This window comes from Ochrobactrum sp. P6BSIII (assembly GCF_014138065.1).
GTDB lineage: Bacteria > Pseudomonadota > Alphaproteobacteria > Rhizobiales > Rhizobiaceae > Brucella.
Window position 1 is genome coordinate 186,958 of the sequence record NZ_JACGXB010000009.1, and the last position, 14,344, is coordinate 201,301.

Consider the following 14,344-nt stretch of genomic DNA (forward strand, 5'->3'; position numbering starts at 1 on the left):
GTATCATGGAAAGCTTCATCACGACGGGGCTGATTGGTATCAGTCTCGGCTCACAATATACTTTGCTTGCGCTTGGGTTCACACTGATTTTCGGGATCCTCGGCGTGGTGAATTTCGCTCACGGCGGCTTCTATGTAATGGGCGGCTACGTCGCCTATTACTGCACTACAATGCTCGGATTGCCTTATCCTGTGGCGGTGTTGATAGCCCTTGTGGCGACGGCAGTGCTCGGTTGGTTGTTCGAGGCAATCATTCTTGAAAGAGTGATTGAAGATCATCAGGCGACATTGATGGTCACGATGGGCTTCTATCTGGTCCTGGCCACAGCGATCCTGGTAATTTTCGGGGCTGAATCGCCGCAATTCTCTTTCCCTGTAACCGGGGTCTGGCGTTTTGGTGGCATCTATTTTCCCTATGCCAATATGATTGTGCTCGCCGCATGTCTGGTGGCTATCGCATTGGTCTATTGGCTGATCTATCGCACCAATGTCGGGCGTGGCATGCGAGCAATGGCCGAAGACCGCGCGGTAGCAAGCGCGCTCGGCATGCGGACCAAGGCGCTCTTTCCTTTTGCATTTGCTCTCGCCACCGGGCTTGCCGGGGTGACGGGTGCGCTGGTCACGCCAATCCTGTCACTCGCTCCGCATGTTGGAGATGCGACGCTCGCTTATTCGTTCATTACCGTCATTCTGGGTGGCCTTGGGAGTGTCACCGGTGCCACCGTCGCTGCCTTCATTGTCGGTATGGTTGAAGCTTATGCTGCCGTCTATCTCGGCGGATCCAAAGGTGCGCTCACGCTTTTCGCAATCGTCATGGTGACGCTTGTGGTTCGCCCACAGGGACTTTTCGGCAAGGAGGTCCGCCGTTCATGAGCCGCACCACCATTTCCTCAGACATCACCATTCGACGTCAGCCATTCTTCAGTATTCCTGATTGGATCACACTCGGCCTGGTGCTTCTGTCCTTCATTGTGCCACTTGTCAGCACCAATCCGCAGGTCTTGTCTCAGACCAATTTGATCCTGATCGCGGCAACGGCGGCACTCGGCGTCTATATTATGCAACGGCTCGATCTGATGAGCTTCGCCGTTCCTGCTTTCATGGCTGTCGGTGGCTATACCGTTGCCATATTGAGCCTGAGGCTTGGCATTACCGACATTTTTGTCCTCTCGGCAGCGGCCTTTCTCGTGCCGGTGCTCTGTGCAATTCCGCTCGGCTCGTTGATATTGCGATTGAAGGGGGTGTATTTCGTGCTGGTCACTTTTGTGCTGACCGAAATCGTCCAACTCCTGCTGTTTGAAGCTGAGCCGTTGACGGGTGGAGCAAACGGACTTGTCGGCATGCCGCCAGTGACGTTGTTCGGTATGGACCTGTGGGACAATTCCCACGTTGTGCTCACCACCTGCGCACTCGCCTTCGCCGGTTTCCTGATCACTGCCGCCTTCACACGTTGGTATCGCTACGAATTTGCGGCCATTGAGACCAACGATGTGCTGGCGGAAAGCCTCGGCCTCCCGGTCTGGAAATATAAGGCGATGGCGTTCTGCGTCGCAGCTGGCGTGTCGGGCTTCGCAGGCTTTGCGCTCGTCAACATGCTTTTGACCGCCCATCCCACGTCCTTCGCTCCGATGTCATCAATCACCTACATCACCTACGCGATCGTTGGTGGAAAGCGGACCATTCTGGGCTCGCTTGTGGGTGCAATTGTTCTGGTCTCGGCGACCAATTACTTCGCACTTTCCGGTGAATTGTCACCTGGCCTCTTCGGTGTGCTGATCATTGTTGTGACGCTTGTGGCGCGCGGCGGTCTGGTCGGTATCGCAATCACGCTCATCAAGCGTCTGCGCGGCACAGATAGTGGCTCGGTTGGGAAAGATCGGACCAAAGCGGCGGTGCATGAAGGCAATCTTGCTATTGGGGAGAATGGTCGATGAACCGGACTTCAACAAATGCCCTGAAAGCGGATCGTATCTCCAAGGCATTCGGCGGACTGAAGGTCTTCACCGATGTCAGTTTCACCTTGCCAGCCGGCGGACTTCTCGGTGTCATTGGACCAAACGGTGCCGGCAAGACCACGATGATCAACATCATCTCGGGTCGACTGAAGCCAAGCTCGGGCCGTGTTCTTCTTGGCGACACGCAGATCGACGGCAAGCCTGTCTATGAGAATGCTGGTCGAGGTCTGGTGCGCAGCTTCCAGCAGACCGCAACCTTCAATGGCTACACCGTCGAGGACAATCTTCTTTCGGCGCTCCGCTTTTCAAAGAGAGGGCGGTCGGCACTCGAACAGCTGTCTCCGCTGCTTGACCAGTTTGGTCTCGTCGAAAACTGGACGCGCAGTGCGGAAATTCTTCCCTACGGACTTCAGAAGATGCTGGGTCTCACCATGGCACTTGCAACACAGCCAAAGGTGCTTCTGCTCGATGAACCGGCGGCAGGGTTGGAAAAATCCGAGCGCACCAACATCGATACATATGTGCGTTTCGCTCAAGAAGCCTTCGGCTGCGGTGTGCTTCTGGTTGAGCACGATATGGAATTGATCAAGCGTCTGTGTCCGTCGGTCATTGTTCTCGATGGCGGCAAGCTCATTGCAGAAGGCCCGCCGGAAACGGTGCTGACAAATCCGGATGTAATCAATGCCTATCTTGGGGGCAGCGATGAGGAGGAAGACGATGCTCAGCATTCGTGATTTGCATGTGACCTATAGCGGCACGCACGCATTGTCTGGTGTCGATATCGCAGTCGAAGCCGGCCAGACAGTACTTCTCATCGGGGCCAATGGCGCAGGGAAGTCGAGTCTGATCAATGCTGTTATCGGGCTCGTCAGAGCGGCTCGTGGCCAGATCAGTTTCGATGGCCGTGATATTTCCGGTCTTTCGAGTGATGCGCGCGCCCGGCTAGGTATTGGCTACTCACCCGAAGGACGACGCGTTTTTCCAACCATGAGTGTCAAGGACAACGTGCTGGCAGGTGCCGGTTCGCTCGGCACACGTGATCAGTCGAAGGCCTGGGATCGTCTTGTGGCAAGTTTCCCTTTTCTGGCTGAACGTCAGGCCCAGCCAGCAGGTCAACTTTCGGGTGGCCAACAGCAATTGGTGGCGATTGCCAGAGCGATGTGCGGTGGCCCGAAACTATTGCTTTTGGATGAGCCGTTTCTGGGTCTCGCCCCGGTCTGGATCCAACAGATTTCGACCGCCGTACGTCAGATGCAAGAGGACGGTATCGCAGTGCTCATGACCGAGCAGATGGCGCGGCCAGCACTCAAACTTGCGCATAGCGGACACATCATGCGCGGCGGTCTCATCCGCCGTTCGGGAACGACCAATGAAATCAGAGGCGCCGCACTGGCGGAGGAATATCTCTGATCCGTTTGGTCTCCGAAATTCGACAGGAGAATTATTTTGGGTAAATCCGCACCACTTCACGGTCTTACCGTTCTCGAGCTGGGGCACAGCGTGGCCGCTCCCTATGCAGGCCTTATTCTGGCAGAGTTGGGAGCACGGGTAATCAAGATTGAAAACCCTTCCACTGGGGATTATGCGCGCGGTTGGGGGCCCCCCTTCTTCAAAGAAGACGCCACCGCATTTCACGCTCTAAACCGGGGAAAGGAAAGTCTCACACTCGATTTTTCAGACCCAGAACAATGTGCGCATCTCAAGAAGCTGATCCTTGGGGCTGATGCTGTTATCCAGAACCTGAGACCTGGTCTGCTCACCAAATTCGGTGTTGATGTCGACGAGATGCGGCGGCAGGCGCCTGGTATGATCTGGTGTGATATCGGCGCTTTTGGCAAAACTGGCCCGCTGTCGCGCAAGCTTGGTTATGATCCGCTGGCGCAGGCTTCCTCTGGCATCATGTCCATCACCGGCGAAGCGGATCGTCCTCCCGTCCGCGTCGGTGTGTCGCTGGTGGATATGGGGTCGGGGATGTGGACCGTCATCGGCCTGTTGGCAGCCCTTCTTGAGCGCAATAAAAATGGCGAAGGCGCGCATATCGCAACGTCTTTGTTTGAGACTGGGCTTGCCTGGATGACCATCCCGCTTGCCGCGCATGCGGTTGCAGGCGAAGTGCGCAAGCCTCATGGTTCCGGCCTGGCTGAAATTGTGCCCTATCAGGCCTTCGAGGCTGATGACGGCTGGGTGATGATCGCAGCGGGCAATGACCGGTTGTTTGCAAAACTCTGCCAGGCGTTACCGGGGCTGGAGCATCTGGCTAAAGATCAGAGGTTTGCGCAGAACCGCGACAGAGTGTTGCTGCGCGACGAGTTGATACCACAGATCGCGGCCGCGGTCGCTAAACTCACGGTCAGCGAACTCGGCGAAAAACTCGACGCTGTCAGTGTGCCGAATTGCCCGCTTTTGACCATCGACAAGGTCTGGACCCATCCGCAGACCGAGGCTGTTGGTATTGTGACGGAAGCTGACGGGCAGAAGTGGATCGGCCTCCCATTCACCATTGATGACGCTCGCCCAACGTCGGGCGGTTCAGCGCCCACACTTGGAGCGCACAACCAGACAATTCGACAGGAAAGCTGATGGAACGCACTTATGAAACGCTCGAACTGGAGCGCATCGATGACCATGTGCTGTTAGTCCGGCTTAATAGGCCGCAAGCAGCCAATGCGATGAACACCCGGATGGGCGAGGAACTGATGGACCTTTTCGAGAGGTTCCAGGTCGTTTCCGAAGGCGTGCGCGCGATTGTGCTGACGGGTTCCGGCGAAAAGGCCTTCTGCGCAGGCGGTGACCTGAAGGAACGCAATGGCATGACCGATGCGCAATGGTTGCGCCAGCATGCAATGTTTGAGCGCATGCTCCGCGCAATAATTGCCTGTCCGGTGCCGCTGATCGGTGCAATCAATGGTGCGGCCTATGGTGGGGGCTGCGAGATTACGGCAGCTCTTGATTTTGCCTATGCGTCTGAAAATGCACGTTTCGCATTGACCGAGGTAACGCTCGGCATCATGCCAGGTGCGGGTGGTACGCAGAACCTGCCGCGCGCCATGGGAGAACGACGCGCCAAGGAAGTTATCCTCACTGGCCTGCCTTTTGCGGCGCAAGAGGCATTTGAGTGGGGGCTTATCAATCGTGTGTTCCCGCAGGCCGAGCTTCTTGGTGCAGCACTTGCCACTGCGCGTCGTATAGCGGGCAACGCGCCTATTTCTGTGCGCCAGGCCAAGCAGTCTATTCATCGCGGTTTGCAAATGTCACTGGCTGACGGTCTGGCTTTCGAGATCGAATGCTACAACCGCATGGTGTCGACGGAGGACCGTCACGAAGGCGTGCGGGCTTTCAATGAAAAGCGCCCACCTGTCTTCAGGGGAGTTTAGGTCATGGCAGAGCATGTGACCTTGCGCGAAGTGGGACTTCGCGACGGAATTCAGATGGCAAAACGTTTTCTCGAGACCGATCGCAAACGCGAATGGGCAAGGCGGCTTATTGCGGCTGGTGTCCGCGAAATCGAACTGACTTCTTTTGTACCGCCGAAGATCGTGCCGCAATTTGCTGATGCCGACGTTTTGGCTACCAGCTTGCCTGACTTTTCTGGCGTGGTCTGTTCAGCACTGGTGCCCAATCTCAAAGGCGCCGAGCGGGCGCTTGCCGCTGGCTTTCGCCATATCAACTACGTGCTTTCAGTTTCTGAAGCCCATAGTCAGGCCAATGTCCGTCGCTCTACGGAAGAGGCGGTCGTGGAATTCGGGCGCATCGTGGCGCTAAAACAGTCGGAGGCTGGTCGCGATATGGTGCTCGCCTGTGGGCTGGCAACCAGTTTTGGGTGCACACTGCAAGGTTATGTCGCGCCGGAACGCGTGTTCGAGATTGCGCGCCGTGTGACGGATATGGGGGCAGACGAGCTGATCGTGGCGGATACGGTCGGTTACGGCAATCCGGCGCAGGTCCACGAAATCCTGCCGCCGATTGTCGAGATCGCAGATGGACGCCGCATCATCTGTCATTTCCACGATACGCGCGGCCTCGGCCTCGCCAATGTGGCAGCCGCGTTGGAAACCGGCGTCCGTGCGTTCGACAGTTCGCTGGCCGGGCTTGGCGGATGTCCGTTTGCACCGGGTGCAACAGGCAACATCAACACGGAAGATACGGCATATATGCTTGAAAGCATGGGCTTTTCTACTGGTGTCGACATTGACGCCCTGCTGGATATCCGCCGCGATGTCGAAACGTGGCTTGGCCAAGAAGAACGCTACAGTGGCGCGATAGCACGCGCCGGTCTTCCCAATACATTTTCAGTTGCAAAGTGAGACTACGCTATGACCAATACTGTCGCTACCATGGAACTGGGCGAAGACTTTCCGGAACTGCGTGAATCGATCCGTCGAATTTGTGAAAACTATCCGCTCGATTACTGGGCAAAACTGGATGAAAAATCTGGATACCCGTCTGAATTTGTACAGGAATTGACGGATGGGGGCTTTCTGGCGGCGCTCATCCCGGAAGAATTTGGCGGAGCTGGATTGCCACTGCGCGCTGCGGCTGTGATTTTGGAAGAAATCAATGCCTGTGGCTGTCAGGCGAGCCCTGCACATGCCCAAATGTATATCATGGGCACATTGCTGCGCCACGGTTCTGAGGAGCAGAAGCGCACTTACTTGCCCGAGATTGCCGCTGGGCGGCTGCGCCTCCAGGCTTTTGGCGTGACAGAGCCGACGACTGGTTCGGACACGACGCAGCTCAAAACCCGTGCCGTGCGTGACGGTGATCACTATGTGATCAACGGCCAGAAAGTCTGGACGTCGCGCGCGCTTTATTCTGATCTCCTTCTGCTTCTAGCCCGCACCACGCCGCTTGATCAGGTTGCCAAGAAAACGGACGGCATTTCGGTTTTCCTGATCGATCTGCGTGAAGCGCGCGGAAACGGTGTTGATATTCGCCCGATCAACGCATTGATCAACCACAACACGACGGAAGTTTTCATCGAAAATCTACGCGTACCGGCGTCAGCACTAATCGGTGAGGAAGGCAAAGGTTTCCGCTACATTCTGGATGGTATGAATGCAGAACGCATTCTCGTTGCGTCGGAATGTGTTGGAGATGGCCGCTATATGATCCGCCGCGCGGTGGAATATGCCAAGGAACGTCGCGTTTTCAATCGCGAAATTGGCGCCAATCAGGGTGTGCAATTCCCTATTGCTCGCGCCCATGCGGAACTTGAAGCCGCCGATCTCATGGCCCGTAAGGCTGCTGCCTTGTTCGACGCGCACCAGCCCTGCGGTGGCGAAGCCAATATTGCCAAACTGCTTGCCTCGGAGGCGACCTGGAAAGCAGCTGATACTGCGCTGCAGACGTTTGGCGGCTTCGGTTATGCAGTGGAATACGGCATTGAACGGAAGTGGCGTGAGTGCCGCATTTATCAGACTGCGCCGATCTCGACCAACATGATCCTGGCCTATGTCGGTCAGCACATGTTGGGTCTCCCACGGTCCTATTGAGGTCCATCATGGATAGCATCACGATCAAGGCCGCGGAGTTCATCAAGGATTTCGACCTCGCTCATGTTCCGGCAGAGGCGGTTCACGCCGCGCGCATCGGTATCGTGGACTGTGTCGGCACTATGCTTGCTGGCGCGCGCGAACCGGCGGTCGAACTCGTCGCGACGATTGCAACGCCTGCCAGTGGAAGCAATGACGCACCCGGTGCCGTCAACGGCCAGCGATATGGTGCGGCGGATGCCGCACTCGTCAATGGCGTGGCGGCCCATGTTCTGGACTTTGATGATGTGGCGCTTGCCGGTCATCCCAGTGCGGTATTGGTGCCCATGATCTTGGCGGAAGGATATGCGCTGCAATCCTCTGGCCAGGAGGCGCTGGAAGCCTATCTCGTCGGTTACGAATTATGGGCTCATCTGGCAGCGCTGGAGGTGGGACGCTTGCATGACCGTGGGTTCCATCCCACCGCGATCATGGGAACACTGGCCTGTGCTGCTGGTGCTGCTAGGCTCAACAAGCTTTCTTCTGAAGAAACCGCACATGCGTTGGCCATTGCTGCTTCGCTGGCGGCTGGTTTGGTTGCAAATTTTGGTTCTATGACCAAGTCGTTGCATGCCGGACGAACGGCGCAATCAGGCATTCAGGCTGCGCGGCTTGCCAAGACAGGCTACACCGGTAGCACTGATGCGCTTGAGCACCGGGTGGGTTTCCTGCAATCGTTTTCACCGTCAGGGGCTCCGATCTTGAGCGCCGATGCGTTCAAAATTGGTGAGGAATCGATGGCTGCGCGTTATGGCGTCAATATTAAACGCTATCCCACATGCTATGCGACCCATCGTTCTATTGATGCCATGCTCGATCTTGTTGATGAAAACGATATTGCTCCATCCGAAATCGCGAAAATCAATGTTCATACAGGTGTGACCCAGCAACTCATGTTGCGCAACGCCCGTCCGCAGACCGGTCTGGCAGCCAAATTCTCGATGGAGTTCGCAATGGCGAGTGCTGTCGTGGCCCGACGAGTGGGACTGAAGGAGTTGACAGATGAATTCGTCAGTCGCAGCGACGTGCAGTCTATGCTGGAGCGTGTCGAGGTGACGGTCAGTGGAGAAGAAGCGGGCGAAGATCTACCGTTCGCACCGTTCGATCTCGTCTGGATCACCCTGAAAGATGGCACAGTGCTGCGTCATGAACCGGTGGAACATGCACGTGGAAGCTGGCAGATGCAGCTTGACCGTGAAGCTTTGAAGAAAAAATTCGAGGATTGCGCTGGCATTCTCCTGCCCGAAGAAAAGCTGGGTCCGTTGTTTGAAAAGCTATACCGCATTGAGGCAATGAAAGATCTGCGCGAGCTTGATCTGGTGTGATGAAGCAACGGCCCGATATGAAATGCATACATATTTGATCTGGAACGATTTGTGATGAACAGCTTGCCCACCCGACAGATACCCGGCGTCTATCATCGCCGCTTCGGTTCTTTTCTCGTGACAGCCCTTTCCGACGGCTATGTTGAGATGGGTTATAATATTTTCCGTGAATTCGAACCGCATGAAGTCGATGAGATGATGGCGCGGGATCATCGGGTTTCACCGCCGAGAATCTCGGTCAATTGTTTCCTCCTGCGCGGTCCTGCCGGCACCGTGTTGATTGATTGTGGTTCCGGTGAAAAATTCGGTCCGACGGCGGGCAAATTGTTCGAAAATCTGGAGGTAGCTGGCGTGCGGCCGGAGGAGGTGGACCATATTCTCCTCACACATTGCCATCCGGATCATTCCTGTGGACTGACCGATCCTGTGACGGGTGAACGATTGTTTGCGAATGCGACGGTGATCGCCAACCGCAAGGAAATCGAGCACTGGTACTCAGATGCCGAAATGCAAGCAGCAGACGAACGTAAGCGGCTTCGTTACTTCGGTTGGGCGCGTGAGCAGGTGGACCCGTATCGTGACGGGCGACTAAGACTTGCTGACGATGGTGAAGAGGTGCTGCCAGGCATTACGCTTGTGGAATGCGCGGGCCATACGCCGGGCCACAGTACCTGGCTCTTGAATTCGGAAGGCAAGCAGATGATTGTCTGGGGCGATCTTGCACATGTTCCCGAAATTCAGGTTGCCCGTCCCGAAGTTTCAATGAGCTTCGATCATGATCCGGATATGGCGGCTCGTAACCGCACAAACCTGCTGGCGCGGATTTTCGAACAGGACATGCTCGTTGCCGGAATGCATATTCATTTCCCCGGATTCGGCTGGCTTGTGCGGGAGGGAACCGGATATAGGGTCGCTACCGAACAATGGAACTTTGAAATCTGAAAGGCTTCGCTACGGATTGAACATGGCCAAAACCCCTACCATACGCGATGTCGCTTTGCTCGCTAACGTATCGATCGGTACGGTTTCGCGCGTGGTCAACGATGCTGCCGATGTGCGTCCGCAGATCCGCAAGGCGGTTGAAAGCGCGATTGCGGAATTGGGCTACGTGCCCAATGCCGCCGCAAAGTCGATGCGCATGGGGCGGACAAAGACGGTGGGCTGCATCCTGCGCGAAATCAATATTGCGCAGCTGGGCGGTTTTGTATCCACGGCACATAACATGCTCAATGAGTCCGGTTATGCACTGCTGATCGCGAATTCCGAAGGCCGCCGCAACCGCGAGGTTGAATTGCTGCGCAGCTTTTCGAGCGGGCAGGTCGATGGCGTATTGATGGGGCCTTATACGCCGATAGAAGGCGAGTTCGAAGAGCTGTTGCGCACGTTACCTGTGCCATTCGTAATGATTGATCGTGATCAACCGTCATGGTGCAACGCCGTCTATGCCGATCACGAGGCTGGTATTGCTCAGGCGACAGGCCATTTGCTTGATCTTGGTCATCGTCGCATCGCACTTTTGACAGGCCCGACCAGATTGCACCCGGGTGGCGCACGCGTTCGCGGCTTCATGCGTGCTTACAAGGAGCGCGGTTTGGAACCAGCACCGGAACTGATCATTGCAGAGAGCTTTTTACGCGATCAGGCTTATCGAGTGACGTCTTCCCTGCTTGGAATGTCACAGCCTCCGACAGCCATTATTGCAGGCGGCATCGATATGCTCGCGGGTGTGTTGAAAGCGGTTCGCACGCGGGGACTGCGCATTCCGCAGGATATTTCGGTCGTGGGGTCCGGGCAAAGCGAACTGGCCGATCTGCATCAGCCGCCGATTGCTGTCGTCAGCTGGGATCAAAATGAAGTGGGCGCGACGGCTGCGGCCTTGTTGCTTGATCTGATTGCGCACGGGAAAAGGGAAGAGCCACGTCGCGTCATCATTCCAACCACGTTCAATGCGCAGGCGTCCTGCACGCCGCCGCTCGTGGGGGATTTGACGCCGAAGTAACCGGCAATCGCCAACAGGGAATGATGCAATCCGCGCTCGCATGGTCGCGGAACGGGAGAGCTATGCCTTTTGACAGGCATGGTCCGGGAAATTTGTGGAGGAGCAAAAATGCCGACGAATGTCCGATTATTTTCCGAATTTAAACTGCGTGGTGTGACGCTGAAAAACCGTATCGTGATTTCGCCGATGGGAACCTACTCGGCGGAGAACGGGCAATTGCAGCCCTTTCACCATACGCATTACGCGAATTTTGCCATGGGTGGCGCTGGGTTGGTCATGGTGGAGCAGACCTCTATCACCCGACGTGGCCGCGTGACGAATGGTGATCCGGGCCTGTGGGATGACAGCCAGATTGCTGGAATGCGGTCGATTGTCAGCCATATGAAATCTTATGGTGCGAAGACCGGCATTCAGCTGAATCACGGTGGGCGCAAGGGCAGTATGCAGCGAGCCATTCGCGGTAACGGACCCTTGACCGAACGCGATCTGGCGATGGGGGAAGAACAATGGGTACCACTGGCGCCATCGGCGCTGCCACTAGGCGAGGGCTGGCTGACGCCGGAACCGATTTCTCTGGATCACCTTGAAGGCCTTCGGTCGGCTTTTGTCGCCGCAGCAAAACGCGCGATGCTTGCAGGTTTCGACCTCATCGAGATCCATATGGCGCATGGCTATCTTTTGCAGAACTTTCTGTCGCCGCTCGCCAATCAGCGCACTGACGACTATGGCGGCAGTCTCGAAAATCGCATGCGCTTTCCACTGGAAGTCGTGCGCGCCGTAAGGCAGGTCATCCCTGATTCCATGCCGCTTCTCGCGCGCATTTCAGCCACAGACTGGATCGATGGTGGTTGGACGATGGAGGACAGTGTCGTTCTGGCGCGCGCATTGTCCGACTCGGGTGTCGATCTTGTCGACTGTTCCTCCGGCGGCAATCTGCGCATCGGTGCTACCAATTCCAGCCTTGGTCGTGGTCCGGGTTATCAGGTGCCTTTCGCTGAGCAGATACGCAAGGAAACGGGCATTCCAACTGCCGCTGTCGGCATGATCCGGACGCCGGAATTCGCGGAAGCCATATTGCAGGAAGACCGTGCTGATCTGATTTGCCTGGGCCGTCAGGCGCTGTTTGATCCGTTCTGGGCACATCATGCGGCCGAGGCGCTTGGCGTTAATCGCGATTTCTCCGGTTGGCCGCCGCAATATGGCTGGTGGCTCGAAAAATGGGGCCGGGCACTTTCGTCCAACGGCGAAAAGCCGATGGGACCAGAGGTGTTTCCCACCGCCGCAGCTGTGAAGAGCCAAGCTTCCGCCTGAACGGGAGAACTTAGGGAGGAAAAAGCATGGCAATGAAATTCTGGCACCAATCGGTCAATGAGTTGAGCCGAATTGACGCCTACAAGCGCGGTATAGAAGCCCATGCCCGCAATTTGCTGGATGGCGAGGCTGAAGTGCGTGTTCAGGGCTTACCGGAGGGTACTTACGGCGACCAGAGCCCAAGCGATGCTCTTGGCAACGCCTATCTCTATCATCGTGTGCTTGCACCTATCGTAGAGCAGGCTGTCGAGGCAGAGAAGCAGGGCTATGACGCCTTCATCATGGGGTCATTTAGCGAGCCATATCTGCGAGAGATGCGTACGGCTGTCGATATTCCGGTTGTTTCGCTGACGGAAGCTGCTCTGCTGACCGGTTGTTCGCTTGGTGGACAAATTGGTCTGATTTCGAACGCTCCGAATGTTGCCTACATGACCAAGCTCTCGGTGGCCAAGCATCATTTGGAAACACGGGTCCTGGAGGTCACGGCGCTATCGCCCGGCATGGACGAATATGAGCTTATTGCAGCGCGCGACGAGCCCGCTCAATTAATTGAAACGTTTACGGCAACTGCGCGGGAGCTAATTGCGCGGGGGGCGGAAGTTATTGTTCCAGCCGAGGGCGTGATGGCGGAAATTCTGGCACGCGAAGGCCTCAAACAGATCGACAAAGCGACAGTGCTGGATGTTTTCGCTGCGGCCTGGAGCCATGCCTTGAGCCTCGTGCGCCTGCGCAAGGCAGGTATGGGAACCAGCCGTGCCTGGCTTTACAGCCGCGGATAGGCGGTAGGGCCACCGCAATAAAAAATTCGTCTTTTGGGAGAAGGACACTATGAAAATCGCAAGCCAGATTCTTGGCGACTACCTTGCCAGTTATTCCACATTGATACTGGAACGTTCCGTTCGGGAAAAGGCTTTGATCTGCCTGCTCGATGCATTGGGTTTGGCACTTTCGGCGCGCACAGAACCCACTGCGCGGGCGGCGGTTGCTTTGTCGTATCCGCTGGGTGAGGGTGCCCCCAATTTCGCGACCGCATGGATATCCGGCGCACGTTTTTCGGCAAGCGAAGCTGCCTTCGCCAATGGCGTCGCGGTTCATGCGCATTTTCAGGATGACACGGACCATGAATCCTGGACACATCCCGGCTCGCTTGTGCCCCCTGCTATTGTCGCGCTTGGTGAGCGCAACGGTGCGACGCTTGAAGACGTGCTTCGCGCGCTGGTCGCTGGCTATAGTGTGATCAACTGGCTCGGGCGTGATGAGGTCGTCGCGCGAAAACTGATTGCACGCGGATTTCGCACCAGCCCAACCTTCGGCACTATCGCTGCTGCTGCCGGTAGTGCTGCTCTTCTCGGATTAAATGCGACACAAGCAGGCTCCGCTGTTTCGATCGCTGCATCCACCACCGCAGGCACGTTAGAACCGGTTCGTGCTGGTGCCGATGAATGGCGTGTACAGAATGGCCGCGCAGCACAGGGCGGGCTGATTGCAGCCTGTCTTGCCGAGGCAGGCGTCACGGGCGCGCCGCAGGCTCTTGATGGTCCGAAAGGTTTTCTGGCCACAGTGGCCGGTATGGATGCCACCCCGGAAGTGTGGTCTCTGCCCCCCGATCCGGCGATCATGAACTCCATACAAGCGAAGCCCTACGCAACACTCGGGGACAACATGGCAGCAGCCATGGCTGCGCAGAAGCTCTACTTGGACAAAATCGATCCGCGCGAGATTGCTGACATCAAGGTGACACTCTGGGAGCCATTCACGGCCTATCCAGGCACCAACTTTAAGGGCCCTTACGAACGTTTGGTTCAGACGCAGGCAAGCACCGCTTTTGCAGTGGCGACTATGCTGTCGCAAGGTGACATCACCTATGACATGGGCAATGAGCTGCGCAACGATCCGCTGGTCCTCGATCTGATCGCCAAGACGGCTGTTATCCCCGACGCGGTTAACGGTGCGTGGGATTCGCTGCTGACGGTGACCATGAAGGATGGCAGTGAACGCGAAGCGCATTCTCAGGAAATGCCACGCAATCTGATCTATCAAACACAGGAACGTTCTCTGGATGTGTTCGAGCGCAGGTTGACCAAGCTTGGAGCCCCGGTTGGTGTTGCGCGTGATCACGCCGCGAAACTCTTCGCGGCGCTTGATGACGGGGCGAATATTCCGATTGCCGACGTTTTGCGTGACACGCTCGCATTGACCGGTAACCGATAGGATCGGAATACCA

The 14,344-nt window shown here is 56.6% G+C and carries 14 protein-coding genes; all 14 read left to right on the plus strand.

Annotation, left to right across the window (positions count from 1 at the left end; all coding sequences use genetic code 11):
- The first annotated feature begins 5 nt into the window (after nt 1-5).
- Complete coding sequence (locus FHW00_RS14595; RefSeq protein ID WP_078339096.1) at nt 6-872, plus strand: branched-chain amino acid ABC transporter permease; 867 nt, start codon at nt 6-8, stop codon at nt 870-872.
- Entirely contained in the window at nt 869-1,933 is a 1,065-nt protein-coding gene (locus tag FHW00_RS14600; RefSeq protein WP_078339095.1) for a branched-chain amino acid ABC transporter permease, read from the plus strand. The genes FHW00_RS14595 and FHW00_RS14600 overlap by 4 nt, the downstream gene beginning before the upstream one ends.
- On the plus strand, nt 1,930-2,688 hold the full coding sequence (locus FHW00_RS14605) for an ABC transporter ATP-binding protein (RefSeq protein ID WP_078339094.1): 759 nt from the start codon (nt 1,930-1,932) through the stop codon (nt 2,686-2,688). Before FHW00_RS14600 ends, FHW00_RS14605 begins: the two co-directional genes overlap by 4 nt.
- The gene (locus FHW00_RS14610; RefSeq protein WP_078339093.1) at nt 2,672-3,364 is read left to right on the plus strand and encodes an ABC transporter ATP-binding protein; all 693 of its coding nucleotides are present in this window, start codon (nt 2,672-2,674) and stop codon (nt 3,362-3,364) included. The genes FHW00_RS14605 and FHW00_RS14610 overlap by 17 nt, the downstream gene beginning before the upstream one ends.
- A 36-nt stretch (nt 3,365-3,400) precedes the next feature.
- Entirely contained in the window at nt 3,401-4,534 is a 1,134-nt protein-coding gene (locus FHW00_RS14615) for a CaiB/BaiF CoA transferase family protein (RefSeq protein WP_078339092.1), read from the plus strand.
- Nucleotides 4,534-5,328: an enoyl-CoA hydratase/isomerase family protein gene (locus tag FHW00_RS14620; protein WP_078339091.1), complete on the plus strand. Its 795-nt coding sequence runs from the start codon at nt 4,534-4,536 to the stop codon at nt 5,326-5,328. The genes FHW00_RS14615 and FHW00_RS14620 overlap by 1 nt, the downstream gene beginning before the upstream one ends.
- A gap of 3 nt (nt 5,329-5,331) precedes the next feature.
- Nucleotides 5,332-6,258: a hydroxymethylglutaryl-CoA lyase gene (locus FHW00_RS14625; RefSeq protein WP_078339090.1), complete on the plus strand. Its 927-nt coding sequence runs from the start codon at nt 5,332-5,334 to the stop codon at nt 6,256-6,258.
- 9 nt (nt 6,259-6,267) lie between these two features.
- On the plus strand, nt 6,268-7,446 hold the full coding sequence (locus FHW00_RS14630) for an acyl-CoA dehydrogenase family protein (RefSeq protein ID WP_113533847.1): 1,179 nt from the start codon (nt 6,268-6,270) through the stop codon (nt 7,444-7,446).
- An 8-nt stretch (nt 7,447-7,454) separates the two neighbouring features.
- The gene (locus FHW00_RS14635; protein WP_078339089.1) at nt 7,455-8,810 is read left to right on the plus strand and encodes an MmgE/PrpD family protein; all 1,356 of its coding nucleotides are present in this window, start codon (nt 7,455-7,457) and stop codon (nt 8,808-8,810) included.
- A gap of 54 nt (nt 8,811-8,864) precedes the next feature.
- Nucleotides 8,865-9,752, plus strand: a complete 888-nt coding sequence (locus FHW00_RS14640) for an MBL fold metallo-hydrolase (protein ID WP_078339088.1) — start codon at nt 8,865-8,867, stop codon at nt 9,750-9,752.
- Nucleotides 9,753-9,774: 22 nt separating this feature from the next.
- Nucleotides 9,775-10,809, plus strand: coding sequence for a LacI family DNA-binding transcriptional regulator (locus FHW00_RS14645; protein WP_078339087.1), 1,035 nt, complete (start codon nt 9,775-9,777; stop codon nt 10,807-10,809).
- A 108-nt stretch (nt 10,810-10,917) separates the two neighbouring features.
- A complete protein-coding gene (locus FHW00_RS14650; protein ID WP_078339086.1) occupies nt 10,918-12,120 on the plus strand; it encodes an NADH:flavin oxidoreductase/NADH oxidase in 1,203 nt (400 codons plus the stop codon).
- A 26-nt stretch (nt 12,121-12,146) separates the two neighbouring features.
- Entirely contained in the window at nt 12,147-12,899 is a 753-nt protein-coding gene (locus FHW00_RS14655; RefSeq protein ID WP_078339085.1) for an aspartate/glutamate racemase family protein, read from the plus strand.
- A gap of 49 nt (nt 12,900-12,948) precedes the next feature.
- Complete coding sequence (locus FHW00_RS14660; RefSeq protein ID WP_078339084.1) at nt 12,949-14,331, plus strand: MmgE/PrpD family protein; 1,383 nt, start codon at nt 12,949-12,951, stop codon at nt 14,329-14,331.
- Nucleotides 14,332-14,344 lie beyond the last annotated feature (13 nt).